Annotated in this window: 24 protein-coding genes; 16 read left to right on the top strand and 8 right to left on the bottom strand. The window is 64.5% G+C overall.

Going from position 1 to position 24,351, the window contains the following annotated elements; translation table 11 throughout:
* Window positions 1–114: 114 nt before the first annotated feature.
* Both QFZ94_RS21995 and lexA read right to left on the bottom strand, forming a co-directional pair.
* Window positions 115–459, bottom strand: coding sequence for a hypothetical protein (locus tag QFZ94_RS21995; RefSeq protein ID WP_410849193.1), 345 nt, complete (start codon window positions 457–459; stop codon window positions 115–117).
* A 102-nt stretch (window positions 460–561) separates the two neighbouring features.
* The gene (lexA, locus tag QFZ94_RS21990; RefSeq protein WP_008922406.1) at window positions 562–1,212 is read right to left on the bottom strand and encodes a transcriptional repressor LexA; all 651 of its coding nucleotides are present in this window, start codon (window positions 1,210–1,212) and stop codon (window positions 562–564) included.
* Between the two features lie 312 nt (window positions 1,213–1,524).
* Between lexA and QFZ94_RS21985 the strand changes: the two genes are divergently transcribed.
* From QFZ94_RS21985 to QFZ94_RS21960, 6 genes are all read left to right on the top strand, one after another.
* Window positions 1,525–2,571, top strand: coding sequence for a sulfate ABC transporter substrate-binding protein (locus QFZ94_RS21985; protein WP_429459459.1), 1,047 nt, complete (start codon window positions 1,525–1,527; stop codon window positions 2,569–2,571).
* A gap of 158 nt (window positions 2,572–2,729) precedes the next feature.
* Entirely contained in the window at window positions 2,730–3,626 is an 897-nt protein-coding gene (gene cysT / locus QFZ94_RS21980; protein WP_410849192.1) for a sulfate ABC transporter permease subunit CysT, read from the top strand.
* Window positions 3,623–4,627: a sulfate ABC transporter permease subunit CysW gene (cysW, locus tag QFZ94_RS21975; RefSeq protein ID WP_368582848.1), complete on the top strand. Its 1,005-nt coding sequence runs from the start codon at window positions 3,623–3,625 to the stop codon at window positions 4,625–4,627. The genes cysT and cysW overlap by 4 nt, the downstream gene beginning before the upstream one ends.
* Complete coding sequence (locus tag QFZ94_RS21970; protein WP_429459456.1) at window positions 4,628–5,686, top strand: sulfate/molybdate ABC transporter ATP-binding protein; 1,059 nt, start codon at window positions 4,628–4,630, stop codon at window positions 5,684–5,686.
* Window positions 5,687–5,807: 121 nt separating this feature from the next.
* On the top strand, window positions 5,808–6,734 hold the full coding sequence (locus QFZ94_RS21965) for a CysB family HTH-type transcriptional regulator (protein WP_013089301.1): 927 nt from the start codon (window positions 5,808–5,810) through the stop codon (window positions 6,732–6,734).
* A gap of 53 nt (window positions 6,735–6,787) precedes the next feature.
* Window positions 6,788–7,834: an asparaginase gene (locus tag QFZ94_RS21960; RefSeq protein ID WP_429459454.1), complete on the top strand. Its 1,047-nt coding sequence runs from the start codon at window positions 6,788–6,790 to the stop codon at window positions 7,832–7,834.
* A 263-nt stretch (window positions 7,835–8,097) separates the two neighbouring features.
* On the opposite strand, the gene QFZ94_RS21955 is transcribed toward QFZ94_RS21960, so the two are convergent.
* The 3 genes from QFZ94_RS21955 to gcl all read right to left on the bottom strand — a co-directional run bounded on the left by QFZ94_RS21955 (window position 8,098) and on the right by gcl (window position 11,774).
* Window positions 8,098–9,009, bottom strand: coding sequence for a 2-hydroxy-3-oxopropionate reductase (locus QFZ94_RS21955; protein ID WP_429459452.1), 912 nt, complete (start codon window positions 9,007–9,009; stop codon window positions 8,098–8,100).
* 50 nt (window positions 9,010–9,059) lie between these two features.
* Entirely contained in the window at window positions 9,060–9,869 is an 810-nt protein-coding gene (gene otnI, locus QFZ94_RS21950) for a 2-oxo-tetronate isomerase (RefSeq protein ID WP_429459450.1), read from the bottom strand.
* Between the two features lie 129 nt (window positions 9,870–9,998).
* Window positions 9,999–11,774: a glyoxylate carboligase gene (gene gcl / locus QFZ94_RS21945; protein ID WP_429459448.1), complete on the bottom strand. Its 1,776-nt coding sequence runs from the start codon at window positions 11,772–11,774 to the stop codon at window positions 9,999–10,001.
* Between the two features lie 174 nt (window positions 11,775–11,948).
* On the opposite strand from gcl, the gene QFZ94_RS21940 reads away from it, so the two are divergent.
* From QFZ94_RS21940 to QFZ94_RS21895, 10 genes are all read left to right on the top strand, one after another.
* On the top strand, window positions 11,949–12,863 hold the full coding sequence (locus QFZ94_RS21940) for a substrate binding domain-containing protein (RefSeq protein WP_368582854.1): 915 nt from the start codon (window positions 11,949–11,951) through the stop codon (window positions 12,861–12,863).
* A gap of 194 nt (window positions 12,864–13,057) precedes the next feature.
* Complete coding sequence (locus tag QFZ94_RS21935; RefSeq protein ID WP_429459446.1) at window positions 13,058–13,954, top strand: RNA polymerase sigma factor; 897 nt, start codon at window positions 13,058–13,060, stop codon at window positions 13,952–13,954.
* Complete coding sequence (locus QFZ94_RS21930) at window positions 13,944–14,891, top strand: anti-sigma factor family protein (protein WP_429459444.1); 948 nt, start codon at window positions 13,944–13,946, stop codon at window positions 14,889–14,891. Before QFZ94_RS21935 ends, QFZ94_RS21930 begins: the two co-directional genes overlap by 11 nt.
* 192 nt (window positions 14,892–15,083) lie before the next feature.
* Window positions 15,084–15,458, top strand: coding sequence for a 30S ribosomal protein S6 (rpsF, locus tag QFZ94_RS21925; protein WP_013089311.1), 375 nt, complete (start codon window positions 15,084–15,086; stop codon window positions 15,456–15,458).
* Between the two features lie 68 nt (window positions 15,459–15,526).
* Window positions 15,527–15,826, top strand: coding sequence for a primosomal replication protein N (gene priB, locus QFZ94_RS21920; RefSeq protein WP_176108684.1), 300 nt, complete (start codon window positions 15,527–15,529; stop codon window positions 15,824–15,826).
* A 2-nt stretch (window positions 15,827–15,828) separates the two neighbouring features.
* Window positions 15,829–16,104 carry a 30S ribosomal protein S18 gene (rpsR, locus tag QFZ94_RS21915; RefSeq protein ID WP_008922421.1) on the top strand — a complete coding sequence of 92 codons (276 nt, stop codon included), beginning with the start codon at window positions 15,829–15,831 and terminating at the stop codon, window positions 16,102–16,104.
* Window positions 16,105–16,131: 27 nt separating this feature from the next.
* Window positions 16,132–16,584 carry a 50S ribosomal protein L9 gene (gene rplI, locus QFZ94_RS21910; protein ID WP_013089313.1) on the top strand — a complete coding sequence of 151 codons (453 nt, stop codon included), beginning with the start codon at window positions 16,132–16,134 and terminating at the stop codon, window positions 16,582–16,584.
* Window positions 16,585–16,750: 166 nt separating this feature from the next.
* The gene (locus tag QFZ94_RS21905; RefSeq protein ID WP_368582857.1) at window positions 16,751–18,139 is read left to right on the top strand and encodes a replicative DNA helicase; all 1,389 of its coding nucleotides are present in this window, start codon (window positions 16,751–16,753) and stop codon (window positions 18,137–18,139) included.
* A 115-nt stretch (window positions 18,140–18,254) separates the two neighbouring features.
* On the top strand, window positions 18,255–18,881 hold the full coding sequence (locus QFZ94_RS21900; RefSeq protein WP_013089315.1) for a DUF47 domain-containing protein: 627 nt from the start codon (window positions 18,255–18,257) through the stop codon (window positions 18,879–18,881).
* Window positions 18,881–19,891 (top strand): inorganic phosphate transporter, encoded by a 1,011-nt coding sequence (locus QFZ94_RS21895; RefSeq protein WP_368582859.1) that lies wholly within the window; start codon window positions 18,881–18,883, stop codon window positions 19,889–19,891. The genes QFZ94_RS21900 and QFZ94_RS21895 overlap by 1 nt, the downstream gene beginning before the upstream one ends.
* A gap of 165 nt (window positions 19,892–20,056) precedes the next feature.
* Here QFZ94_RS21895 and QFZ94_RS21890 read toward each other — a convergent pair whose 3' ends face one another.
* The 3 genes from QFZ94_RS21890 to QFZ94_RS21880 all read right to left on the bottom strand — a co-directional run bounded on the left by QFZ94_RS21890 (window position 20,057) and on the right by QFZ94_RS21880 (window position 24,048).
* Window positions 20,057–20,863, bottom strand: coding sequence for an SDR family NAD(P)-dependent oxidoreductase (locus QFZ94_RS21890; RefSeq protein ID WP_368582860.1), 807 nt, complete (start codon window positions 20,861–20,863; stop codon window positions 20,057–20,059).
* 51 nt (window positions 20,864–20,914) lie between these two features.
* Complete coding sequence (locus QFZ94_RS21885) at window positions 20,915–22,000, bottom strand: NlpC/P60 family protein (protein WP_429459440.1); 1,086 nt, start codon at window positions 21,998–22,000, stop codon at window positions 20,915–20,917.
* 209 nt (window positions 22,001–22,209) lie between these two features.
* Window positions 22,210–24,048, bottom strand: coding sequence for a PhoH family protein (locus QFZ94_RS21880; protein ID WP_429459438.1), 1,839 nt, complete (start codon window positions 24,046–24,048; stop codon window positions 22,210–22,212).
* Window positions 24,049–24,351: the final 303 nt, after the last annotated feature.

Here is a 24,351-nt window from a genome sequence, read left to right as displayed (position 1 = left end):
GGGACTCCACGTCAGTGATGATCTAACGTCGACCACGGCGAGGTCGAAACGATCCCATCCCACGCGAATCTCTGAACATCCGAAGTGCTTATTGCATGCGTGTTCAGAATTCGCTCAGGCTTCGAACACCGCGCCGTGCACGTTGGCTTCGTCGGCTATGCAACGATCGATCATACGGCATACGGCGTCGACCGTGCCGACCATGATCAGTCGCGACGGTCCATGATAGACCCGCACCGGTGCGCGGCGCGCGGGCTCCGCGATATTCAGCGCCGAATTCAGCGATACGCGCGCAAACGCCGGCAACGACGACGGCAGACCGCAAGCTTCGGCAGTCACGTCGAACAGCGACGGCGTGCGCGCCGCGGGCGCCTCGATCGGCGCGCAAGGCGTGAGCTTGCGCAGATGGCGCAGACGGCCGAACTGGCGAAAAGGCAGCAGACGGGCAAGGCGTTCCATGAGTCTCTCCAGACGATGCAGCTTAAATGCGCGGCGTAATGCGGGCGTTAATGCGGCTTGGGTCGGACAAACCGGCGCGAGCGTTCCGGCAACAGCGAAGGATCAGAACTCGCTGGGGCGAATCAGCCCGACCGCGATCCCTTCGAGCGCGAAATCCGCGCTGCCGGTTTCCACGAAGATGTTGTCGTAGTCGGGGTTTTCGGCGATCAGCTCGATGCCGTTCGGCCGGCGCTTCAGACGCTTGACCGTCACGTCGTCGCCAAGGCGCGCAATGATGATCTGGCCGTCTTTCGCTTCGCTGCGCTTTTGCACCGCGAGCAGGTCGCCGTCGAGAATGCCCGCGTCGCGCATCGACAGGCCGCGCACCTTCAGCAGGTAGTCGGGCTTGCTCGAGAACAGCGCCGGGTCGCACGCGTAGTGCTGCGAGATATGTTCCTGCGCGAGGATCGGGCTACCCGCCGCGACCCGGCCGATCAGCGGCAGTGACAACTGCATCAGGCCCGCATGTGGCAGCGTGAACTGGTGCGGCGCATCCTCCTGCCCGGACAGCAGGCGGATGCCGCGCGACGCGCCGGCCGCCAGTTCGATCACGCCCTTGCGCGCCAGCGCGCGCAGATGCTCTTCCGCGGAATTGGCCGAACTGAAACCGAGTTCGGCGGCAATTTCCGCGCGAGTGGGCGGAAAGCCGGTGCGTTCGATCGCGCGGCGGATCAGATCGAAAACCTGCTGCTGTCGTGCGGTGAGTTTTGTCATGGCCACTGTATGTATGAACAGGTGACTGTATTTTTATACAGTATTCGGCGCATTTCAAGCTTTACTTTAAGTTCGGCGCAAGGGGCGCGCTGGGGCGTCGTTTATCGGCGACATGGCGGCGTTTTCGGCGTCGGAACAGCCGGCGCGTCTGCCGTTACCACTTTTGGGCATTAAAAAATGAGGAAACATTATTTTTAATGATGAAAGCCCTTCGATAGACTGGCTTCCGGGTTGGCGCTCATGTGCACGTGACCGCGACGCAAAACGACACCAGACGCTTATCAGCGGACCATCACGCGGAGAAAAACTGAAATGAACCATCGGCATACGGGGCTTGCGGCTCGAACCAGAAAACTGATCACGGCGCTTGCCGTCGGCGCGGCGGGTACGCTCGGCATGTTGGGCGCAAGCGGTGTCGCGCACGCCGACACCACGCTGCTGAACGTGTCCTACGATCCGACCCGCGAGCTGTATCAGGACATCAATCAGGCATTCAGCAAGGAATGGAAGGCCAAGACCGGCGAAGCCGTCACCTTCAAGCAGTCGCACGGCGGCTCGGGCGCGCAGGCCCGCTCGGTGGTCGACGGTCTGCAGGCCGACGTCGTGACGCTTGCGCTCGCTTACGACATCGACGCGATCGCGAACAAGGGGCTCGTCGACAAGAACTGGCAGAAGCGTCTGCCGGACAACGCATCGCCGTACACGTCGACGATCGTGTTTCTGGTGCGCAAGGGCAACCCGAAGCACATCAAGGATTGGGACGATCTGGTGAAGCCGGGCGTGTCGATCGTGACGCCGAATCCGAAGACCTCGGGCGGCGCGCGCTGGAACTACCTGGCCGCTTGGGCGTACGCCGAGCATCAGCCGGGCGGCAACGCCCAGAAGGCCAAGGAGTTCGTCGGCAAGCTGTACAAGAACGCCGGCGTGCTCGATTCGGGCGCGCGCGGCGCGACCACCAGCTTCGTGCAGCGCGATATCGGCGACGTGCTGATCGCGTGGGAAAACGAGGCGTTCCTGTCGGTGAAGGAGTTCGGCCCGGACAAGTTCGAAATCGTGGTGCCGTCGGCGAGCATTCTGGCCGAGCCGCCGGTCGCGGTGGTCGACAAGGTCGTCGACAAACACGGCACGCGCAAGCTGGCGGACGCGTATCTGAACTTCCTGTATAGCGAGGAAGGCCAGGAGATCGCCGCACGCAATTTCTATCGTCCGCGATCGAACAAGGTGCCGGCCGATCTGACCGCGAAGTTTCCGAAGCTGAAGGTGTACACGATCGACGATTCGTTCGGCGGCTGGACCAACGCGCAAAAGACCCATTTCGCGGACGGCGGCGTGTTCGATTCGATTTATCAGCCGCAGTAACAACCACGGCCTGAAGCACAGGCACAGGCAAAAGAGCGCGCCCAGTGGGCGCGCTTTCGGCTAACCGGGGTCCGGTGGCCAGCAGGGCGGCAACACCGCAGTACGGCAACACAGCAAAACGAACAACCGCGAGCATCAACCATGAACGAGTATCCAGCATGACCACGTTGACTTTCCGCAAGCCGAGCGCATTGCCCGGCTTTGGCCTGACACTCGGCATCACGGTGGCTTATTTGAGCCTCGTGGTGCTGATTCCATTGGCGGCGACCTTTCTGAAAACCGCGACGCTCGACTGGGACCAGTTCGTGCGCGCGGTCACGTCGCCGCGCGTGCTCGCGTCGTATCGGCTGACGTTCTTCTCGGCGCTCGGCGGCGCGCTGATCAACGCGGTGTTCGGCTTTCTCGTCGCGTGGGTGCTGGTGCGCTATAGGTTTCCGTTCAAGCGCATCGTCGATGCGGTCGTCGATCTGCCGTTCGCTCTGCCCACCTCGGTCGCGGGCATTTCGCTCGCGGCCGTGTATGCGGGTAACGGCTGGATCGGCCAGTTCCTCGCGCCGCTCGGCATCAAGATCGCGTTCACGCCGGTCGGCGTGCTGGTCGCGCTGACGTTCATCGGCCTGCCGTTTGTCGTGCGCACGGTGCAGCCGGTGCTCGAGGAGTTCGAGCGCGAGCAGGAGGAGGCGGCCGCGTGCCTCGGCGCGTCGCGCTGGCTCACGTTTCGCCGCGTCGTGCTGCCGGCCGTGTTCCCGGCGCTGCTGACCGGCTTCGCGCTCGCCTTCGCGCGCGCGCTCGGCGAATACGGCTCGGTGATCTTCATCGCCGGTAATGTGCCGATGAAGTCGGAGATCACGTCGCTCCTGATCATCACGAAGCTCGAGCAATACGACTATGCGGGTGCGACGGCGCTCGCGGTCGTGATGCTGGTCGTGTCGTTTCTGATGCTGCTGCTGATCAACACGCTGCAGTGGTGGCTGCAGCGCCGCACGAGCCGCGGCAATGCGGGGCCCGCGCCAGCTGCCACGAGCGTCGCCGCAATCGGTGGAGGTGCGCAATGAGCCGCCGTCCGACCAACCCGGCAAGCGGTGCGCGCCGCCCCGATCCGGTCAGCGAACCGCCCGTTGTGCGCTGGCTGCTGATCGGCGTCGCACTGTTGTTTCTCGCGCTGTTCCTGGTCGTGCCGCTCGCCGCGGTGTTCTACCAGGCGCTGAACAAGGGGCTGCGTTTTTACTTCGAAGCGCTCGCCGACCCGGATGCGCTGTCGGCGATCAAGCTGACGCTGCTCACCGCGTCGATCGCGGTGCCGCTGAACCTCGTGTTCGGCCTCGCGGCGTCGTGGTGTATCGCGAAGTTCGAATTCCGCGGCAAGGCGCTGCTGACCACGCTGATCGACCTGCCGTTTTCGGTGTCGCCGGTGATCTCCGGTCTGATCTACGTGCTGATGTTCGGCGCGCAGGGCTGGTTCGGCCCGTGGCTCGCAGATCACAACGTGCAGATCATCTTCGCGGTGCCGGGCATCGTGCTCGCGACGATCTTCGTCACGTTCCCGTTCGTCGCGCGCGAGCTGATCCCGCTGATGCAGGCGCAGGGCAACGACGAGGAAGAGGCCGCGCACGTGCTCGGCGCATCGGGCTGGCAGACGTTCCGTCGTGTGACGCTGCCGAACGTGAAGTGGGGCCTGCTGTACGGCGTGATTCTGTGCAATGCGCGCGCGATGGGCGAGTTCGGCGCGGTGTCGGTGGTGTCCGGCCATATTCGCGGGCAGACCGACACGATGCCGCTGCACGTCGAAATCCTCTACAACGAGTACAACTTCTCGGCCGCGTTCGCCGTGGCCTCGCTGCTCGCGCTGCTGGCGCTGGTCACGCTGGGGCTCAAGCTGCTGGCCGAGCGTCATATGTCGGCGGAACTGTCGGCGGCGCGTGAGGTGCCCGCGTATGCGGGACCGGCGCCGGGCGGTGCATCACAGGCCAATAGCGCGCAGTCCGCTTCTCATTCGTTTTTCGTCGACGCCACGCCTGCGTCGCAGCGACATCCGCTCAAGCAAGGAGAGCTGTAAATGGGTATCACCGTTCGTAACCTGCAAAAGCGCTTCGGCGATTTCGTCGCGCTCGACAACGTGTCGCTCGACTTCCCGCCAGGCGAACTCGTCGCGCTGCTCGGGCCGTCGGGTTGCGGCAAGACGACCTTGCTGCGTGTGATCGCGGGCCTCGAATACGCGGACGGCGGCCAGGTCGAGCTGCAAGGCCAGGACGTCGCGGCGGTCGGCGCGCGCGAGCGTGAGGTCGGCTTCGTGTTTCAGCATTACGCGCTGTTCCGTCATATGACGGTGTTCGAGAACGTCGCGTTCGGCCTGCGCGTAAAGCCGCGCAAGGAACGTCCGTCGGAGAAGGTGATTCGCGAGAAGGTGCATGAACTGCTGAAGCTCGTGCAACTCGATTGGCTTGCGCAACGGTATCCGTCCGAGCTGTCCGGTGGTCAGCGGCAACGCATTGCGCTTGCGCGCGCGTTGGCCGTGGAGCCGAAGGTACTGCTGCTCGACGAGCCGTTCGGCGCGCTCGACGCGAAGGTGCGCAAGGAACTGCGCAGCTGGCTGCGCCGTTTGCATGACGATCTGCATATCTCGACGATCTTCGTCACGCACGATCAGGAAGAAGCGCTCGAAGTGGCCGATCGCATCGTCGTGCTCAATCGAGGGCATGTCGAGCAGGTGGGAAGCCCGCAGGACGTGTACGACCATCCGCAGACGCCGTTCGTCTATGAGTTTCTCGGCGCGGCAAACCGTCTGCACGGCAACGTCGATGCGCAAGGCTTCGTCGTCGATGGCGCCGCGCTGCCGGTCGCGATCACGGCGGGTTTCAGCGGTCCCGCGTTCGCCTATGTGCGGCCGCATGATCTGCAGCTGTATCCGCAGGCAGCCGGGCATCGAAACGGCATCGTCGTCGACGTGCGGCGCGTGGTGACGCTCGGCGGCTCGGTGCGCGTCGAACTCGCCGGTCGCGAGGGCAATCTGCTCGAAGCCGAACTCGATCGCGAAACGTGGCGTGATCTGCAACTCGCGGTCGGCGACGGTGTGACCGCAGTGCCGCGCGCGCTGCGGGTGTTTCCGGCGCAGTGAGACGGCAGCGCCGCCGTGCGGCGCACGAAGCAGGCGTGAAACGTATCGGCCGTACCGAGTGGTTCCCTTTGGCATTTGACAGCTCTAATAACTCAACTCTGGCAGAACCGGAGACACAACGATGAATTTCCAGCAATTGCGCTTCGTGCGCGAGGCCGTGCGGCAGAACATGAACCTGACGGAAGTGGCGAACGTGCTGTACACGTCGCAGTCGGGCGTGTCGAAACAGATCAAGGACCTCGAGGACGAGCTCGGCGTCGACATTTTCATTCGCCGCGGCAAGCGGCTCACGGGCCTCACTGAACCGGGCAAGGCCGTGCATCAGTTGATCGAGCGGATGCTGCTCGATGCGGAGAATCTGCGCCGCGTCGCGCGTCAGTACGCGGATCAGGACAGCGGCCATCTCGTCGTCGCGACCACCCACACGCAGGCGCGCTATGCGCTGCCGAAGGTGGTCCGGCAGTTCACGTCGGTGTTCCCGAAGGTGCATCTGGCGCTGCGCCAGGGCAGCCCGCAACAGATCGCGCAGATGATCATCAACGGCGAGGCCGATATCGGCATCTCGACCGAGGCGCTCGACCGCTTCCCCGACATCGTCACGTTCCCGTGCTATTCGTGGCATCACGTGGTGGTGGTGCCGAAGGATCATCCGCTGGTCGGCCGCGAAAACCTGACGCTCGACGAGATCGCCGAATTCCCGATCGTCACGTACGACCAGGACTTCACGGGCCGCTCGCATATCGACCAGGCGTTCGCGAAAGCAGGCGCGTTGCCCGACGTCGTGCTGACCGCGATCGACGCCGACGTGATCAAGACCTACGTCGAGCTCGGCATGGGCATTGGCGTGGTCGCGGCGATGGCCTACGATCCGAAGCGCGACACCGAACTCGTCGCGCTCGATACGCAGCATCTGTTCGAGGCGAGCACGACGCGCGTCGGTTTGCGCAAGGGCGCGTTCCTGCGCGCGTACGCGTATCGGCTGATCGAAATGTTCGCGCCGCAGCTGAGCGAGACCGATATCGCGGCGCAGTTGCGCGAGGCCGCTTAAGCCTCGCGATTTCACGCATGGCGGCGCGCGGCGCATCGCTTACAATCGCCGCCATGACTACCTCGACATCCTCTCTCCCGACTCCTCCGAGCACGCCGGGCTCCGCTTCCTTGTTGCCGCGCATCGCCGTGCTCGCGACCGGCGGCACGATCGCCGGCGCGGCACCGGATGCCGCCAACACGTCCGGCTATCAGGCGGGCGTCGTCGGCGTCGATCAGTTGCTCGCGGCGGTGCCGGCGCTGTCGACGGTCGCGCGCGTCGCGCCGGAGCAGATCGCCAGCGTCGATAGCAAGGACATGGCGCTGCCGCTGTGGACCACGCTCGCGCAACGTATCAACGCGCTGCTCGCGAGCGACGACGTCGACGGCGTGGTCGTCACGCACGGCACCGACACGCTCGAAGAAACCGCCTACCTGTTGCACCTGACCGTCAAGTCGGACAAGCCCGTCGTGCTGACCGCGGCGATGCGGCCGGCGTCGGCGCTATCGGCCGATGGTCCGTTGAATCTGCTGAACGCGGTGACAGTCGCGGCGCATGCGGCTTCGTGCGGGCAGGGCGTGCTGGTCGCGTTCAACAATCGCATCCATTGCGCGCGCGACGTCGTGAAGACGAGCACCTATGCGCTCGACGCATTCCAGTCGCCGGAAATCGGTGCGCTTGGCTGGGTGCAGGATGGGCGCGTCGAGTTTCAACGCAGTGTGGTGCGCGCGCATACGCTTGCGAGCGAGTTCGCGATCGATACGGCGTGGCCGCACGTAGAGATCGTCGCGAGCTATGCGGGCGTGTCGCGCATTGCCGTCGATGCGCTCATCGCCGCGGGCGTGCGCGGCCTCGTCATCGCGGGCACGGGCAATGGCTCGATCCATCAGGCGTTGCAGCAGGCGCTCGCCGACGCGGTGTCGCGCGGTATCGCGGTGGTGCGCTCGTCGCGTGTGGGCTCGGGACATGTGATGCGCAATGGCGCGGCAGCCGACGAAGCGCTCGGCTTCGTCAGCGCGGGTACGCTGAATCCGTACAAGGCGCGCGTGCTGTTGATGCTGGCGCTCGCAGCGGGCCATACGGCGCCGGCTGCGTTGCAAAAGGTGTTCGATACATACTGATTGACGAATCCGACAGCCGGACACCCGACGACGACGTCTGACCGACCAAGGCTTCCTCGGCGTCGCCGGGTGCCGCTGCGGACCCCACTTGCCGCTCTCAGCCCAGAGCGGCGCGATTTGCCCGTTTCGCTGCGCCTGCGGCCGAAGCCGCCGGGCGACGAACGGGCGCCCCACCTGTGCTCATCATCACCGCGCGGATGCCGAAGCGGCTATCAGCGCAATCAACGACGAGCTCAACCACACAGGGACCACGAAGGGAGACCTCAGGCCGCCTTCGCTTCCTTGCTATCCGGCGTTTGCGCGACCTCATGATTCGCCATGATTTCGAGCGCGCGCACCATCGCCGAGTGATCCCACGCCTTGCCGCCGTTTGCCGCGCACACGCTGAACAACTGCTGCGCGCTCGCGGTATGCGGCAGCGCGATGCCAAGCTTGCGCGCGCCATCGAGCGCGAGATTCAGGTCCTTCTGATGCAGCTCGATGCGAAAGCCCGGATTGAACGTGCGCTTTGTCATGCGCTCGCCATGCACTTCGAGAATTCGCGACGACGCGAAGCCGCCCATCAACGCGCGGCGCACGCGCTCCGGGTCGGCGCCCGAGCGCGACGCGAACAGCAGCGCTTCCGCGACCGCTTCGATGTTCAGCGCGACGATGATCTGGTTGGCGACCTTGCAGGTCTGACCCGCGCCGTTCTCGCCGATCAGCGAGATGTTCTTGCCCATCAGTTCGAACAGCGGCTTGGCTAAAGCAAAGGCTTTCTCGGGACCGCCGACCATGATCGTCAGCGTCGCGTCGCGCGCGCCAATTTCGCCGCCGGACACCGGCGCATCGAGATAGTCGACGCCGAGCGCGTTGATCTTCTTCGCGAACGCCTGGGTGTCGAGCGGCGAGATCGAGCTCATGTCGATCACGAGTTTGCCTTTGGTGAGGCCAGCGGCGACGCCGTCATCAGCGAACAACACGTTGGCGACGTCCGGTGTGTCCGGAACCATGATGATGACGATGTCGGCGGCCTGTGCGACGGCGGTCGAACTGGCGACCACACTCGCGCTTTTCGCGATGTCGTCCGGGACCGGATAGGCGCCGTTCACGAACAGCGTGTGACCGCCTTTGATGAGGTTGCGCGCCATGTGCGCGCCCATGATGCCGAGCCCGATGAAGCCGATCTTTGCCATGTGTGTGAATCTCCAGGGTTATAGGGGGCGTGCGTTGAGCCTGACGCGTCTCAAGCCGCCGCATGTGCCGCGCCGCGTGCCTGACCAGCGACGCTTTGCACCCAGCCGAGGCCGGCTTCGGTCGTCGTGCGCGGCTTGTATTCGCAACCGACGTAGCCGTCGTAGCCGAGCGAGTCGAGCAGCGCGAACAGATACGGATAGTTGATCTCGCCGGTGCCCGGTTCATGCCGTCCGGGGTTGTCCGCAAGCTGGATATGCGCGATCTGCGCGAGGTTCTTTTCGATCGTCGCCGCGAGTTCGCCTTCCATCCGTTGCATGTGATAGATGTCGTATTGCAGGAACAGATTGTCCGAGCCGACTTCGCGAATCACGTCGAGTCCGTCGCGCGAGCGGTTCAGCGCGAAGCCCGGAATGTCGTACGAGTTGCACGGCTCGACGAGCAGCCGGATGCCGGCCTTCTTCAACTCGCGCGCGGCAAAGCGCAGGTTCTCGACGATCGTCGCGCGGGTGGTGTCGGCAGACACGTTCACACCCGGAATGCCGACGAGGCAGTTCAGTTGCGGCACCTTCAACGCGCTTGCGTATTCGATCGCGCGGCCGACGCCTTCCTGGAACTCCGCGACCCGATCCGGCAGACACGCGAGGCCGCGTTCACCGGCTTCCCAGTTGCCCGCCGGCAGGTTGTGCAGCACCAGCTTCAGGCGGTTCTGCTGCAGACGTTCGCTCAATTCGGCGATCGAATACGGATACGGGAACAGGAATTCGACGGCATGGAAGCCGGCATTGGCTGCTGCCGCGAAACGGTCGAGGAACGGCACTTCGTTGAACAGCATCGTCAGGTTCGCTGCGAATTTCGGCATGGTGCTTTTGTCTCTCAGGTCGGTCAGGGAATGGCGCGCTGGGCATGATGAGGCGAGGGCGCGGAGCATGAGCTCGGCCCTCGCGCATCGTGCGCGCTGAATGCTGCGGGTACTGCGAACCCGCGACGCTCAGTCGAGCAGGCTGATCGCCGTCGGCGCGTCCTCGCGCTTCTCGGCGAGTTCCTCGAACTCGTTGATCGCGTCGATCTCGGTGCCCATCGAGATGTTGGTCACACGTTCGAGAATCACTTCGACGATCACCGGCACGTTGAACTCGGCGAGCATCGACTGCGCTTTTTGCAGCGCCGGCTTCAGCTCTTCGGGCTTGAACACGCGAATCGCCTTGCAACCGAGACCTTCGGCGACCGCGACGTGATCGACGCCATAGCCGTTGGTCTCCGGCGAGTTGATGTTCTCGAAGCCGAGCTGCACGCAGTAGTCCATTTCGAACGCGCGCTGCGCCTGGCGGATCAGCCCGAGGTACGAGTTGTTCACGACGACATGCACGTACGGCAGCTTGAATTGCGCGCCGGCCGCGAGCTCCTCGATCATGAACTGGAAGTCGTAGTCGCCCGACAACGCGACGATCGGCCGTTGCGGGTCGGCCGCGCGCACGCCGAGCGCCGCTGGAATCGTCCAGCCGAGCGGGCCGGCCTGGCCGCAGTTGATCCAGTTGCGCGCCTTGTACACGTGCAGGAATTGCGCGGCGGCGATCTGCGACAAGCCGATCGTGCTCACGTAGCAGGTGTCGCGGCCGAACACCTGGTTCATCTCTTCATACACGCGCTGCGGCTTCATCGGCACGTTGTCGAAGTGCGTCTTGCGCAGCATCGTGCGCTTGCGTTGCTGGCAATCGGCGACCCATGCGCTGCGATCCTTCAACTTGCCCGCGGCCTTCCATTCGCCGGCGACTTCGACGAACAGTTCGAGCGCGGCCTTCGCGTCCGACACGATGCCGAGATCCGGACCGAACACGCGGCCGATCTGCGTCGGTTCGATATCGACGTGCACGAACTTGCGGCCCTTCGTGTACACATCGACGCTGCCGGTGTGACGGTTGGCCCAGCGGTTGCCGATGCCGAGCACGAAGTCGGATGCGAGCATCGTCGCGTTGCCGTAGCGGTGCGAGGTCTGCAGACCGACCATGCCGGCCATCAGCGGATGGTCGTCGGGAATCGCGCCCCACGACATCAGTGTCGGGATCACCGGCACGCCGACCGTTTCGGCGAACTTCACGAGCAGGTTTTCGGCGACCGCGTTCAATACGCCGCCGCCCGAGACGATCAGCGGCTTGTCGGCATCGTTGAGCAGCGTGAGCGCCGCTTCGATCTGCTTGCGGGTTGCCTTCGGCTTGTAGACCGGCAGCGGTTCGTACGTGTCGATATCGAATTCGATTTCGGCCAGCTGCACGTCGATCGGCAAGTCGACCAGCACCGGACCCGGACGGCCCGAGCGCATCAGATGGAACGCCTGCTGGAACACGCGCGGCACCAGCGCCGGCTCGCGCACGGTCACGGCCCACTTGGTGACGGGCTTCGCGATCGCTTCGATATCGACGGCCTGGAAGTCTTCCTTGTACAAACGCGCGCGCGGCGCTTGACCCGTGATAGCCAGAATAGGGATCGAGTCAGCCTGGGCGGAGTACAAACCGGTGATCATGTCGGTACCGGCAGGGCCCGACGTGCCAATGCATACGCCGATGTTGCCCGGCTGCGCACGCGTATAGCCCTCGGCCATGTGCGATGCGCCCTCGACGTGACGCGCGAGCACGTGGCTGATGCCGCCGGCTTTGCGCATCGCCGAGTAGAACGGGTTGATCGCGGCGCCCGGCACGCCGAACGCGGTATCGATGCCTTCTTTTTCGAGCACCAGAACGGCGGCGTCGACGGCTCTCATCTTGGCCATGGATGTCTCCTCAATGTCGGTAATTACGTCGGTTGAGGGACACTGTAGGCCTGCGCCAAAGGTTTGATAAGATCAGTCCGGGTCGCTTATTCCGAAACAAAAAGTATGGAATGGCGTGGCGCCCGGCGCACGGCCGGCATCATCAGCCCGGCAAGAGACAGGTGGGAGACGAGCATGGACCGCTTCAAACAGATCGAAACCTTCGTGCGGGTTGCCGATGCGGGCAGTCTCGCGGCGGCGGCGCTGGAGGAGGGCGTTTCGCCGGTGATTCTCGGGCGGCGCATCGACGCGCTGGAGAAGCGCCTCGGCGTGAAGCTGATGTATCGCACGACGCGGCGGCTGGTGGTCAGCGAGGACGGCGCGGCCTTTCTCGAACGCTGCCGCGGGCTCCTCAGCGAGTGGGATCAGGCGGAAAACGAACTGAGCGCGGGGCGCCGCGCGGTGAATGGCCATCTGATCGTGTCGGCGCCGGCCGCGTTCGGCCGCAAGCACGTCGCGCCGCTCGCGCCCGCATTTCTGCGCGACAAGCCCGGGTTGCAGATGTCGTTCAATCTGACCGACCGGGTCGTCGATCTGGTGCGCGAGGGCTACGACCTGTCGATTCGCATCGGCGGCACGGTCGATCCGAACTTCGTCGCGGTGAAGCTCGCGTCGAACCGGCGCGTGGTGTGCGGTACGCCCGAGTATTTCCGCCTTCACGGCAAGCCGAGGACGCTCGAGGATCTGCCGGCCCACAACTGCCTCGCATTCAATCTGCAAGGCGGGCAGAACCGCGGCTGGTACTTCCGCCGCAACGGCAAGCTCGCGACGGTGCGGGTGGGCGGCTCGCTCGACTGCAACGATGGCGAACTGCTGCATCGCTGGGTTTCGGAAGGGCTCGGACTCGGCTGGCGCTCGACATGGGAAATCCAGCAGCAGCTCGCGCGCGGCGAGCTCGAAACCGTGCTCGACGAGTATGCGCTGCCCGATTACGACATCCTCGCGGTCTATCCGCAGCAGCGCTACGTGCCGGCGCGGGTGCGCTATTTCATCGACTATCTGAAAGACGTGTACGCCAGCGACGACTACTGGAACCGGCCGTCGTACTAGCGGGCGTATTGGTTGGCGAGAGAGTTGGCGAGAGGCGCGCGGGCGAGCCCGAACTTTTTGGGATTGCTGGCGGAACTCGGGAATAAACTGGGTCTATGGCCAGTTCTGCTGTGAAAGACAGCAACGACACCACGCGGGGCGCTCGACAGCAGCGACCCGCACGACGCAGCCGCCATGCCCTTGGAGGGACCCACGTGGTCCAGACCGACTCAGACGCCGCCCACGCGCGCGGCGAGCCAGATGCCGGCACCGGCGCCGACGCCGATGCCGACGCCGATGCAGCGAAAAGCCGCCGCTTCCAGCAGCTGGCGTTGCCGCATCTCGACGCCGCGTACAACCTTGCGCGCTGGCTGTGCGGCAATCCGAACGATGCCGAGGACGTCGTGCAGGAAGCGTTCATGCGCGCGTTCCGCTTCTTCGATACGTTTCGCGGCGACTCCGCGCGGCCGTGGCTGCTCGCGATCGTGCGCCGCACCTGGTACACGGAATGGCGGCGGCGCGCGCCGTCGCACGACATGCTCGAATTCGACGAAACGATGGACGACGCGACCCTCGACGGCTGGAGCGCAGGCGGTGACGATCCGCAGACGCTGCTGATCCGCGACGAGGATGTGCGACTGGTGCACGATGCGCTGGCGCTTTTGCCGGTCGAGTATCGTGAGGTGCTGATCTTGCGTGAGCTCGAAGAGATGGGATATCGGGAGATCGCGGTGGTGGCCGGCGTGCCGATCGGTACGGTGATGTCGCGGCTCGCGCGTGGGCGGCGCAAGCTGGCGGAGGTGTTGATGGCGCAGCAGCGAGGCGGAGGGGAGCCAGTCGGCAAGGCGCGTAAAGGCGGGCAGGGCAGCCGGCAGGAGGGGCCGCCGGATCGGGACGCGCAGTCCGGGCGACTCGCACGGTCTGCGGCCACCGCGGCCCCTGCACCTTGCGCCCAGCCGGCCAGAAGTTCAGGCGACGGTCGCCCGGGCTCGTCGGCGGGTATGCCCGCCACCGCAACAGTGACACAGCTCCGGGCGTTTGCCGACGGCCGGCCCCTCAACATTCCCGGCGCTGCCGCCGACCCCGCTCAGGAGACGCCGGATGGACTGTAACGAAGCTCGGCCGCTCCTCGATGCGAATGCCGATCACGAATTGCCGGCGCCCGATGCGCGCCGCGTCCAGCAGCATATCGAGAGCTGCGACGATTGCCGGCGCGCGAGCGACAACGTGCGTGCGTTGAGTGGCGCGCTGCGCGCGGCGCCGTATCATCGGGCGCCGCAGTCGTTGCGGGCGCGGATCGTGGCGGGTTTGCCCGGCGTCGTCGACGAAGGGGGCGTGGTTTTGGCCGCGACGGGTGCGCCTGACGATGTGCCGAAGCAGTCCGCCGCCGGGATGACGCAGCCGGCGACGCAGCAACCTCGGCGTCAGCGTCGCGCGGCGAGGTGGTCCGTGTGGCTCGACGGCTGGCTCGGGGGCTTCGGCGGCCCGCTCGGCGCGGGCGGGGCAAACCGCGCGGCCGCGCGCGGCGGTCTTGTGGCACTGGTGATCGCGTTGTGCGCAGCCGCCGCGGTCCTGACGCTGACACTGCACCGTCCGGCCGAATTCTCGCCGTTCACCGACGAACTCGTCGAAAGCCACGTGCGCGCGCAGGTCTCCGGCCGCGACATCGACGTGATTTCGACAGACCGTCACACGGTGAAGCCATGGTTCAACGGCCGACTCGACTATTCGCCGCCGGTCGAGGACCTCGCGGCGGCCGGCTTCGCGCTTCAGGGTGGCCGGCTCGACTACCTCGCGCATCAGCGGGTCGCGGTGCTCGTGTACCGCTACGGCAAGCACGTGATCGACGTGTACGTGTTTCCGCAGTCCACGGCGGGGGGCGCGGCGCCGGCGTCGCTTGGTCACGACGGCTATTCGATCGCACACTGGGACGCGGCGGGCATGACCTGGTGGGCGATCACGGACGCCGCGCCCGATGCGCTCACGGGCTTCGAAGCGGCGCTCAGAGCGCGGTTGCAGAGCGGCAGCCAACGCACGGAAGCGGGTTGAGCCGCTGCCGCGACCCGATTCCCCGGTTCTGTAACCCCTAAGCTCTTGAAAACACATTCGATTCCATGACCGAATCGGCGGAATGCCTTGCAACCCCTCACCATTCGGGTTACACTTTTGGGCTTCTCACTTGCCGCACCGGTTCCGACGCCCGGGCGGCTTCTATCCAAAAGTCAGCACAAGGAGTGTGTAATGCGTCATTACGAAATCGTCTTTATCGTGCATCCCGATCAAAGCGAGCAAGTGCCCGCCATGATCGAGCGTTACAAGAGCACGATCACGTCGCACGGTGGTCAGATTCACCGCGTCGAAGACTGGGGCCGTCGCCAACTGGCCTACATGATCGAGAAACTCGCGAAGGCTCACTACGTCTGCATGAACATCGAATGCGACCAGACCACGCTCGACGAGCTGGAACACGCGTTCAAGTTCAACGACGCCGTTCTGCGTCACCTGATCGTCAAGATGAAAAAGGCCGAAACCGGCCCGTCGCCGATGATGAAGGAAGTGCAGCGCGAAGAAGCCAAGAAGTCGGCAGCCGCTCAGCCGACCGAAGCGCAGGCTTAAGACACACTATTTAAGCTACCAGACACGCAGCGTCGCTCCGCTCACGTACACGAAGGCATCTCAAGTACATGAACCGGCTGCAACTTACGGCGAGCGTCGTCGAACGCGAAGCGGTGCGGTACACCCCCGCCGGCGTTCCGATTGCGAGCTGCACGTTGCACCACCGCACGGAAGTCGTCGAGGCGGGCATTGCCCGTCAGGTCGAACTAACCATGCAGGCGGTCGCCGCGGGCGAAGCGAGCGGTAAGCTCGAAAACTGTCAGATGGGCGTCGAAACGCTCTTCACAGGTTTTCTGGCTAAAAAGCACCGTAACGCGCGAACTCTGGTATTTCACATCACAGCATTGCAGGACATTGGAAAGGACTAATCATGCCCCGCCCGACTGGTAAGAAATTTGACAAGCGTCGTCAGCAACAGAACCCGCTCTTCAAGCGCAAGAAGTTCTGCCGTTTCACGGCCGCTGGCGTCGAGTACATCGACTACAAAGACATCGAAACGCTGAAGGACTTCATTGGCGAGAACGGCAAGATCACGCCGGCACGTCTCACGGGTACCAAGGCGCACTATCAACGCCAGCTGGACACGGCTATCAAGCGCGCGCGTTTCCTCGCGCTGATGCCGTACACCGACCAGCACAAGGCCTAACCCGACGACGCGATAAGGAGCATCCGAATGCAAATCATTCTTCTGGAAAAAGTCGTCAATCTGGGTAACCTGGGCGACATCGTGAAGGTCAAGGACGGTTACGCACGTAATTTCCTGATCCCGAACAAGCAAGCTCGCCGTGCAACGAAGGAAGCCCTGGCTGAATTCGAAGTGCGCCGCGCAGAACTCGAAAAGGTCGCCGCTGAAAAGCTGGCAGCCGCTCAGGCTCAAGGCGAAAAGCTGGCAGGCCAAACCGTTCAGATCAATCAAAAGGCTGGCGTCGACGGCCGTCTGTTCGGTTCGGTGACGAACGCCGACATCGCCGAAGCACTGGGCAAGCAAGGCTTCGCAGTTGAAAAGGCGCAAGTGCGTCTGCCGGAAGGCCCGCTGAAGATGGTTGGCGAGCACCCGGTTCAGGTTTCGCTGCACACCGACGTTCTCGTCGATGTGACGGTGGCTGTGATCGGCGAGCACGTCTAAGTCGAGCGCTGAGCATCACGCAGGATCAGCCAGCACTTCGCTGATGAAGGGCAGGGGCCGGGTAACCGGCCCCTGCTTTTTTTGTGCCCGACTATCGTCGTGTATCCCCCGAGTTGGCGTTTTTTCCGCTCGCAGCCGTCGTCGGATTGCCCGATAATTCCTCCCCATGAACGCACCGTCCAAAGATCCCCAACTCGAGTCGCTGAAAGTCCCCCCGCATTCGATCGAAGCCGAGCAATCGGTGCTGGGCGGCCTGCTGCTCGACAACGCGGCGTGGGACCGCATCGCGGACTTCCTCGCGCAGAGCGACTTCTACCGTTACGACCACCGCATCATCTTCGAGCACATCGGCAAGCTGATCGCGGCCACGCGTCCGGCCGACGTGGTCACCGTCTACGAAGCGCTCGGCACCTCGGGCAAGGCGGAAGAGGTCGGCGGCCTCGCTTACCTGAACGCGCTCGCGCAGAACACGCCGAGCGCCGCCAATATCCGCCGCTACGCGGAAATCGTGCGCGACCGCGCGGTGCTGCGCCGGCTCGTGTCGGTCGCCGATGAAATCTCCGCCGACGCGTTCAACCCGCAAGGCAAGGAAGTCCGGCAATTGCTGGACGAAGCGGAATCGAAGGTGTTCTCGATCGCCGAAGACGGCGCGCGCGGCACCCAGGGCTTCCTCGAGATCGGGCCGCTGCTGACCGAAGTGGTCGAACGGATCGACACGCTCTATCACACCGCCAATCCGAGCGACGTGACCGGTACGCCAACCGGCTTCGTCGATCTGGACCGCATGACCTCAGGCATGCACGGCGGCGAGTTGATCATCGTCGCGGGCCGTCCGTCGATGGGTAAGACGGCGTTTTCGATGAACATCGGCGAGTACGTCGCGGTCGAGTACGGACTGCCGGTCGCGGTGTTCTCGATGGAAATGCCGGGCACGCAGCTCACGATGCGTATGCTCGGCTCGGTCGGCAGGCTCGATCAGCATCGCATGCGTACCGGACGTCTGACCGACGAGGATTGGCCGAAGCTCACGCACGCGGTGCAGAAAATGAGCGAGGCGCAAATTTTCATCGACGAAACCGGCGGTCTGAACCCAATGGAACTGCGCTCGCGCGCGCGCCGGCTGTCGCGCCAGTGCGGCAAGCTCGGGCTGATCATCATCGACTATCTGCAGCTGATGAGCGGCTCGTCGGCGGGCGAAAACCGCGCGACCGAAATCTCGGAAATCTCGCGTTCGCTGAAGAGCCTCGCGAAGGAGCTCGACGTGCCGGTGATCGCATTGTCGCAGCTGAACCGCGGCCTCGAGCAGCGGCCAAACAAGCGGCCGATCATGTCGGACCTGCGCGAATCGGGCGCTATCGAACAGGACGCCGACGTGATCCTGTTCATCTACCGCGACGAAGTGTACAACCCGGACAGCCCCGACAAGGGCACGGCGGAGATCATCATCGGCAAGCAGCGGAATGGTCCGATCGGCCCCGTTCGGCTCACGTTCCATGGTCAATACACGAAGTTCGACAATTTTGCAGGTGCGCAGAACTTCTACGGCGGCGAGTGACGCGAAGCGCCGTGGGCTGTTGTAACGGCGCTGTTGCGAGTGCGGCAATGATGGCGGAACGGTACAATATGGCGGTTTTATGTCAGCCATTACGTGACCCATTTCCAGGATCCCAATGTTCGGTCGATTCATGCCCACCGAGGGCAAGTTCTTTGAAATCTTCAATTCGCACGCAACGTGCATCATCTCGGCGAGCCGCGAACTCGAGCTCCTGATCGACAATCTGCAGGACGCCGAAATCCACAAGCAAAACGTGCAAAAGGCCGAGAAAGCGGCCGACAAGCTCACGCACGAAGCCATCGACCTGCTGCACAAGACTTTCATCACGCCGCTCGACCGTGACGAGATCCACAAGCTGATCACGACGATGGACGACATCCTCGACCTGATGGAGGACGTCGCCACCGCGATCTCGCTGTACGACGTGCAAGCGGTCACGTCGGAGGCGAGCCAGCTCGCGCATATCTGCACGGCGACCTGCGAGCGCGTGCAGTTCGCGGTCAGCCTGCTGTCGGACATGAAGCAGGCGCGCCAGATCCTGAAGGCCTGCGAGGAAATCGACCGGCTCGAATCGGAAGCCGACCGCGTGCTGCGCGCGGCGATGTCGAAGCTGTTCCGCGAGGAAGACGACGTCAAGGTCCTGATCAAGCTGAAGGCGATCTACGAGCTGCTCGAAACGATCACGGACAAGTGTGAGGATGTGGCGAACATCATCGAAGGCATCGTGCTGGAAAACGCATAATGCAATCGATACAACTCGCTATCTGGGTCGTAACCGGCCTGGTTGCCATTGCGCTGGTGTTCGACTTCATGAACGGCTTTCACGACGCGGCGAATTCGATCGCCACGGTCGTATCGACCGGCGTGCTGAAGCCGCAGCAGGCGGTGGCGTTCGCGGCGGCGTTCAACGTCATCGCGTATTTCGTGTTTCACCTGAAGGTGGCCGCAACCGTCGGCAGGGGCACGATCGATCCGGACATCGTCGATCATTACGTGATCTTCGGCGCGCTGGTCGGCGCGATCGCGTGGAACGTGATTACCTGGGTCTACGGCATTCCGTCCAGCTCATCGCACGCGCTGATCGGCGGCCTCGTCGGCGCGGCGCTCGCCAAGTCGGGCTGGGGATCGCTGAACTGGGACGGCCTGATGAAGACCGTCGCGTTCATCTTCATTTCGCCGCTGCTCGGCTTCGTGCTCGGTTCGTTTTTCATGCTGCTGGTGTCGTGGCTGTACTTCCGCACGCCGCCGAGCAAGGTCGACAGGCGCTTCCGCCGCCTGCAACTGCTCTCCGCCGGCTTGTACAGCCTCGGTCATGGCGGCAACGACGCGCAGAAGACAATCGGCGTCATCTGGATGCTGCTGATCGCAACCGGGTTTGCGTCGATGAAGGCGGATGCGCCGCCGCTGTGGGTGATCGGCGGCTGCTATCTGTCGATGGGTCTCGGCACGCTGTTCGGCGGCTGGCGCATCGTCCGCACGATGGGACAGAAAATCACGAAGCTGAAGCCGGTCGGCGGCTTCTGTGCGGAGGCGGGCGGAGCGCTTACCCTGTTCACCGCGTCGGCGCTCGGCATTCCCGTCTCCACCACCCATACGATCACCGGCGCGATCGTCGGGGTCGGCGCGACGCAAAAGTTGAGCGCGGTGCGCTGGGGCGTGGCCGGTAACATCGTGTGGGCGTGGATTCTGACGATTCCGGCATCCGCGCTGCTGTCCGGCGGAGCCTGGTGGCTGGGCCACCACTTCCTGTAATCACCGTGCGATGCAGGCCTGCGCTGCTCGATCGGCCGACTCTGGCTGAACCGCACGCGCGGGCTTCGGCTTCATGCCGCCCGTTGCATCGCACCGGTTTCCCTGCATAGTTCGATTGAACGCGCGACTGCGCCGTCCTGAAGGCCGTCGCGTCGCTCTTTCCGTTCAGATCAGCGGTGCGTTTGCGCCGTCCATCGGGATGATCGCGCCCGTCACATAGCTTGCACGGCGACTCGCGAGGAACAGCGCCACGTCGGCGATTTCCTCCGGCTTTGCGTAGCGGCCGAGCGGCGTCCTGGCCTGGCCGCGCGCGAGCGCTTCGTCGTTGCCGATGCCTTGTTGCGCCGCCTCCAGCCGAACCGCTTCCTCGACGCGCTCGGTCAGCGTCGCACCCGGATTGATCGCGTTGATGCGGATGCCATAGCGCGCGTAGTAGTGCGCGAGGCCGACGGTCGCGAGCATCAGCGCCGCGTTGGCCGCGCCGCCTGCGATATGGATGTCGCTCGCGATCTTGCCGCCCATGCCGATGATATTGACGATCGTGCCCGGCTCGGCACCGCCGTTGGCCTTCGCGCGCTCGGCCATACGGCGCAGCACCTCCTGCTGCGGATAGATATACGGGAAATACTTCGCCTCCATCGTCGCCCGAAATGCGTCGGCATCGAGCGTCTCGGGGTCGTACCGGCGCGCGGCGCCGGCGCTATTGATCAGCACGTCGATCGGGCCTACCGCGGCGCTGACTTCCTCGACGATATCGGCGGCACTGTGCGGCTCGTGCAGGTCGGCACGCGTGCGATGCACGTGGAATCCTTCCTGTTTCAGCTGTTCGTAAGCGCGCGCGAGGTTGGCGGGGTCGCGCGACACGATCGCGACCTTCGCGCCTTCCTGTGCGAAGGCCCGCGCGCAGGCGAAACCGATGCCTTTGCTGCCGCCGGTGATGAGCACCACCTTATTTTTGAGCCCGAGTTCCATGGTCGTTACCCGCCGTCGAAAGAATATCGATGACGATAGCAGATCACGACGTCAGAAGTTGCCGTTCGCGAAACGGGCGATCGGGTCGTCACTGCTTTGCGTGGGGGCGGGCACGCCGTGGGAAACCGTCGACGCGCGCATCAGCTGCACGGCGCCAGCGCCGTCGGTCTGCTGTGCCTGGCGGGCCTGGCGTTCCGCGATGGATGCGGGCGGCGGCGGCTCGAATGCATCGGCGGCGGCGTCGATTGCGTCGGGTGCGGTTGGCGGGAGGACGCGGGCAGTCGTGGCTGGCTGGATCGGTTGAGCGGATGAAGGAGCGCCGCTTTCATACGTGCGTGTCTGAGCCACCGGGACCAGCGGCGGTGCCACCGCGCCCGCCGAGCGCGCCTGCAGTTGCGCGGCGCTGAGGCCCGACGGCGGCGGCTCGAATTGATCGGATTGCGCGACGGGCGTGCCGCTGCCTGCACCGGTCGGCGGGATCGTGCCGGCATAGGTCGACGCTGGTCGAACCGCCACCGTCGCCGCCGCGCCCGCGGCAGCGCGCTCCGTTTGCGGCGCGGCCGCCTGATAGCTCGGCGTATCGAACGGCGCGGGCGTCGCCGCCGGTCCCGCCATCCGGCGGATGCCGTCGAAACGCTTCGCCCAATAGGGATTGGTCAGATAGTCGAGCCGCACTGTGCCGCCGGTCGATGGCGCGTTGACGAAGCGCAGCTTGCCCACGTAGATGCCGACGTGCGAATGCGCGCGCCCGGTAGTATTGAAAAAGATCAGATCGCCGGGCGCGATTTCGTCCGGCTCGACGGATTCGCCGCGCCCGCTCATCTCTGCCGTCGTGCGCGGCAGGTTCACCGACGCCGCGCGCAGCACCACATAGCGCACCAGACCACTGCAGTCGAAGCCGCTGTCGGGCGTGTTGCCGCCCCAGCGGTAGGGCACGCCGACGAGGCTCATCGCCTGAATCGAGATTTCCTCCCGGCCGATGCTGTGATCGACGAAATGGGGGAAGCCGGGCGGCGGCTCGTGGTAGGCGCCGTTCGCGACGACGGTGCCGCCGGACCCGCGCGACGTCTTTTGCGGCGCGCCGGCGCAAGCGGCGAGCAGCAGGACGGGCAGTAGCGATAGGGCGAGTCGGCGCATGAAGACAGCACGGGCGGTAAGCGCCCATTTACTCACTGACGATGTCGGGATGGTAGCCGCCCAACAAGGCTGCCGCAAGAATTGTTGATAAATTACTTGAAGTTTGTGCGCTAAGTGTTGCCTGCGGAGAACGTCGGCGCAATAAAAAAGCCGCGTCCGGATCGAACCGGACGCGGCTTGCGATGAAAGCCGGAAAAAACTGCGAACGCCTAGAGAATCTCCGACGCGTAGTCAGCGAGGCGCGAGCGCTCGCCGCGCGCGAGCGTCACGTGTCCGCTGTGCGCCCAGCCCTTGAAGCGGTCGACCACATAGGTCAGGCCCGAACTGCCCTCGGTCAGGTAAGGCGTGTCGATCTGCGCGATGTTGCCGAGGCAGATGATCTTCGTGCCCGGACCCGCGCGCGTGACGAGCGTCTTCATCTGCTTCGGCGTCAGGTTCTGCGCCTCGTCGATGATCAGATACTTGTCGACGAACGTGCGGCCGCGCATGAAGTTCATGCTCTTGATCTTCAGGCGCGAGCGGATCAGCTCCTGGGTCGCGGCGCGGCCCCATTCGCCGGCGGCATCGTCGGTTTTCTGCAGCACTTCCAGGTTGTCGTCGAACGCACCCATCCACGGCTGCATCTTTTCCTCTTCGGTGCCCGGCAGGAAGCCGATGTCTTCGCCGACCGGCACGGTCGCGCGGGTCACGATGATCTCGTTGTAGCGCTTGTCGTCGAGCACCTGCGCGAGGCCCGCCGCGAGCGCGACCAGCGTCTTGCCGGTGCCGGCCTGGCCGAGCAGCGTGACGAAGTCGATTTCCGGATTCATCAGCAGGTTCAGCGCGAAGTTCTGCTCACGATTGCGCGCCGTGATTCCCCACACGTTGTTCTTGTGGTGGCCATAGTCACGCAGCGTTTGCAGCAGCGCGGTCTTGCCGTTCAGCTCGCGCACCAGTGCATGAAACGCGGGCTCGCCGTTCTGCGGCTCCAGATAAACGAACTCGTTGACCAGCATCGATGCGCACAGCGGACCCGTCACACGGTAGTACGTGGTGCCGGTTTTGGTGTCCTGCCAGCTTTCCATGCCCTTCGCGTGCCTGGTCCAGAAGTCTTGCGGCAGCGCGCGGATGCCCGTGTACAGCAGGTCGCTGTCCTCGAGCACCTGGTCGTTGAAGTAGTCTTCGGCGGGCAGGCCGAGCGCATGCGCCTTGATGCGCATGTTGATGTCTTTCGACACCAACACGACCTGGCGATCCGCGCGATCGCGCTGCAGCGCGCGCACGACGCCGAGGATCTGGTTGTCGGCCTTGCCTTCGGGCAGCCCTTCGACGGGCTCGATCGCGGTCAGCCGGGTCTGGAAGAACAGCCGTCCGGATGCCTCGCGGCTGCCCAGCCGCGCGAGCGAAATGCCGTCGGTGATGTCGCCCGCGTTTGCGACCAGCGCGTCGAGCGTGCGGCTCACCTGACGCGCGTTACGCGCGACTTCCGACATCCCCTTCTTGTGGTTGTCGAGCTCTTCCAACGTCATCATCGGCAGATAGACGTCGTGTTCCTCGAAGCGGAACAGGCAGCTCGGATCGTGCATCAGCACGTTGGTGTCGAGCACGAAAAGCTTCTGCACCTCGACTGGCGCGGCGCCGGTGCCGCGTTTCTTGCGCGTGGCGGCCGGGGTCGCCGCGGCGGGTGCGGCGGCTGTTTCGGCCGTGGGGTGCTTCGCGCGTGCCACGACCGGTTGAGCTTCGGCCGCGTCGGCGTCGAGCTGCGCATGCGCGGACGGAACCGGCTGCAACAGCGCGGCGGTCTGCCTGGTCTTGCGGCCGCGCGCCGGCGCGGGTTGCGCGGCGGGCGGCGATTCGACGGCGGGCACGGGCCACAACGTGGTGGCGGCGTTGGCGGCGTGCGCCATCGGGGTGGCAACATTGGCGCGGCCGTAATCGGCCGACTCTGCGGATTCCCCTTCACGCGCCTGTTTTTTCGCAGTGGAGCGCGCGGGCGTGACGGCTTTGGCCTTGTATTCGTCAGGCGACAAAAGATTGCCGAGCTTGCTGGGGGGAGTAGGCAAAGGCATGGTTTCCCTCGAAATGATCGGGTCACATATCGTGCGCCGCCCGTCGCATTCTGACGATGTCCTCATGGGACACCCAGTCTGCGCGAGGAGGCGCGCATTCGGTCTAGAGATGCCGGTTCGCCTGGTCTTCGATAGGCTCCTTGACGGAAGCGCGCGAACCAGTGAACGAGCGGCTGCGCGCAATTAAAAAAGCCGCCGCCCCGGCATTCGGGGCTAGCGGCTCGACGATGATGCTCGCATTGCGCCTCACGCTCCGAACGGCACCGGTGGATCCGGTCAAGCGGCCGTCAGAGCTGGCGCAGC

The sequence above is a fragment of the Paraburkholderia sp. JPY465 genome, from assembly GCF_050436725.1.
Taxonomy (GTDB): Bacteria; Pseudomonadota; Gammaproteobacteria; order Burkholderiales; family Burkholderiaceae; genus Paraburkholderia; species Paraburkholderia youngii.
This window is presented reverse-complemented; position numbering and strand designations above follow the sequence as displayed.

Coding starts and splice junctions, on each gene's coding strand:
- QFZ94_RS21995 (WP_410849193.1), bottom strand. CDS start 459: ATGGAACGCCTTGCCCGTCTGCTGCCTTTTCGCCAGTTCGGCCGTCTG.
- lexA (WP_008922406.1), bottom strand. CDS start 1,212: ATGACAAAACTCACCGCACGACAGCAGCAGGTTTTCGATCTGATCCGC.
- QFZ94_RS21985 (WP_429459459.1), top strand. CDS start 1,525: ATGAACCATCGGCATACGGGGCTTGCGGCTCGAACCAGAAAACTGATC.
- cysT (WP_410849192.1), top strand. CDS start 2,730: ATGACCACGTTGACTTTCCGCAAGCCGAGCGCATTGCCCGGCTTTGGC.
- cysW (WP_368582848.1), top strand. CDS start 3,623: ATGAGCCGCCGTCCGACCAACCCGGCAAGCGGTGCGCGCCGCCCCGAT.
- QFZ94_RS21970 (WP_429459456.1), top strand. CDS start 4,628: ATGGGTATCACCGTTCGTAACCTGCAAAAGCGCTTCGGCGATTTCGTC.
- QFZ94_RS21965 (WP_013089301.1), top strand. CDS start 5,808: ATGAATTTCCAGCAATTGCGCTTCGTGCGCGAGGCCGTGCGGCAGAAC.
- QFZ94_RS21960 (WP_429459454.1), top strand. CDS start 6,788: ATGACTACCTCGACATCCTCTCTCCCGACTCCTCCGAGCACGCCGGGC.
- QFZ94_RS21955 (WP_429459452.1), bottom strand. CDS start 9,009: ATGGCAAAGATCGGCTTCATCGGGCTCGGCATCATGGGCGCGCACATG.
- otnI (WP_429459450.1), bottom strand. CDS start 9,869: ATGCCGAAATTCGCAGCGAACCTGACGATGCTGTTCAACGAAGTGCCG.
- gcl (WP_429459448.1), bottom strand. CDS start 11,774: ATGGCCAAGATGAGAGCCGTCGACGCCGCCGTTCTGGTGCTCGAAAAA.
- QFZ94_RS21940 (WP_368582854.1), top strand. CDS start 11,949: ATGGACCGCTTCAAACAGATCGAAACCTTCGTGCGGGTTGCCGATGCG.
- QFZ94_RS21930 (WP_429459444.1), top strand. CDS start 13,944: ATGGACTGTAACGAAGCTCGGCCGCTCCTCGATGCGAATGCCGATCAC.
- rpsF (WP_013089311.1), top strand. CDS start 15,084: ATGCGTCATTACGAAATCGTCTTTATCGTGCATCCCGATCAAAGCGAG.
- priB (WP_176108684.1), top strand. CDS start 15,527: ATGAACCGGCTGCAACTTACGGCGAGCGTCGTCGAACGCGAAGCGGTG.
- rpsR (WP_008922421.1), top strand. CDS start 15,829: ATGCCCCGCCCGACTGGTAAGAAATTTGACAAGCGTCGTCAGCAACAG.
- rplI (WP_013089313.1), top strand. CDS start 16,132: ATGCAAATCATTCTTCTGGAAAAAGTCGTCAATCTGGGTAACCTGGGC.
- QFZ94_RS21905 (WP_368582857.1), top strand. CDS start 16,751: ATGAACGCACCGTCCAAAGATCCCCAACTCGAGTCGCTGAAAGTCCCC.
- QFZ94_RS21900 (WP_013089315.1), top strand. CDS start 18,255: ATGTTCGGTCGATTCATGCCCACCGAGGGCAAGTTCTTTGAAATCTTC.
- QFZ94_RS21895 (WP_368582859.1), top strand. CDS start 18,881: ATGCAATCGATACAACTCGCTATCTGGGTCGTAACCGGCCTGGTTGCC.
- QFZ94_RS21890 (WP_368582860.1), bottom strand. CDS start 20,863: ATGGAACTCGGGCTCAAAAATAAGGTGGTGCTCATCACCGGCGGCAGC.
- QFZ94_RS21885 (WP_429459440.1), bottom strand. CDS start 22,000: ATGCGCCGACTCGCCCTATCGCTACTGCCCGTCCTGCTGCTCGCCGCT.
- QFZ94_RS21880 (WP_429459438.1), bottom strand. CDS start 24,048: ATGCCTTTGCCTACTCCCCCCAGCAAGCTCGGCAATCTTTTGTCGCCT.